This is a genomic window from Pseudomonas sp. CFBP2511 (assembly GCF_030209255.1).
In the GTDB taxonomy this organism is placed as follows: Bacteria; Pseudomonadota; Gammaproteobacteria; order Pseudomonadales; family Pseudomonadaceae; genus Aquipseudomonas; species Aquipseudomonas avellanae.
In genome coordinates this window covers 1-1,354 of record NZ_JARVSI010000043.1, presented here as the reverse complement: position 1 = coordinate 1,354, position 1,354 = coordinate 1, and the positions used below count along the sequence as shown (strand labels likewise).

The 1,354-nt window shown below is 53.0% G+C and carries 1 protein-coding gene; it reads left to right on the top strand.

Annotated features, from left to right (window positions below; all coding sequences use genetic code 11):
- Positions 1–82 precede the first annotated feature (82 nt).
- Positions 83–1,105, top strand: coding sequence for an IS110-like element ISPsy7 family transposase (locus QRN38_RS27625; protein ID WP_011103120.1), 1,023 nt, complete (start codon positions 83–85; stop codon positions 1,103–1,105).
- Positions 1,106–1,354: the final 249 nt, after the last annotated feature.

The window sequence follows — 1,354 nt, the reverse complement described above, 5'->3', positions numbered from 1 at the left end:
ATAATGAGATGGTCAGCCCGATCCGAGAAACCCGGAGTGTCTACACTTTCCGGGTTTCTCTCTAACGTCGAGGAGATCACTCATGAAAAACGGCCTCAAGCTCTTAGGCATCGACATTGGTAAAAACAGTTTTCACCTCATAGGCCATGATGCAGGCGGCCACCAAGTATTACGCAAGTGCTTCAATCGCAATCGCCTTCTGCAGTTTGCGGCTCAGATTGAACCCTGCACCATTGCAATGGAGTCGTGCGGTGGCTCTCACTGGCTTGCCAGGAAACTCGCCTCGCTGGGGCACCGGGTGAAGTTGATTGCTCCGCAACATGTGAAGCCCTACGTGACGGGCAACAAGAATGACTTCATCGATGCCGAAGCTATATGCGAGGCGGCCTCCAGACCACGTACTCATTACGTTGCCGTCAAGACTGTGGAGCAGCAGGTACTTTCTGTACAACATCGTCTTCGCGAGTCACTGGTTTGCCACCGTACTGAAGCCATCAACAGGGTGCATGGTTTTTTGCTTGAGTTCGGAATTGCCTTGCCAGCCACCAAGGCAGCGATCGCCAAAGTGCCTGAGCTGATTGACGATTCACGTAGCGACCTGCCGCTGCAGTTCAAAAGGGTCATGGAGCATTTGCTGGAGGATATTCATCGCCTTGATACCGAAATAAAGGCCTGTGATGCGCAAATCAAGCAGCAACTGGCGCAAGACGATGCTGGTACACGCTTGATGACGATTCCTGGCATTGGTCCTATTACCGCCAGCGCATTTGTAGCGGATCTGGGTGACGCTTCCAATTTTCGAGCCTCACGAGACCTTTCCGCTTTTCTGGGGCTGGTTCCCAGACAGTTCTCTACAGGCGGGAGACCCGTATTGCTGGGTATCAGCAAGCGAGGTGACAGGCACCTGCGAACCCTGTTGGTGCAAGGTTCTCGAGCGCTCATGATTCGAATAGAACGCCGCGATGATGCCCTTGGGCAGTGGGTAAGAGACTTGTTGGCACGCAAGCATCCGAACAAGGTGGCATGTGCTTTAGCGAACAAGCTGGCAAGAATCGTATGGGCGGTGCTCAGACGAGGTAGCACTTACAACGCATCAATGATCTGAGTAGGACATAGGCGTACCGGCTTTTGCGACGCAGTGATGATGACGATAAACAGCTCATGGCCAGACTGAAAACCTGATAGGCAAAGCAGCCTTCGAGGCTTTAGGGATTTTTGAGGACAGTAAGGCGGCGAATACTCATCAAGGGCCGGGCAGCGAAATTGCCCAGAATGAGCCCGGATACATTAGCGCAAGCATGCTTTACCGCTCATCGAACTGCGATTGCAGGAGGTGGGCTGACCATACATTTGC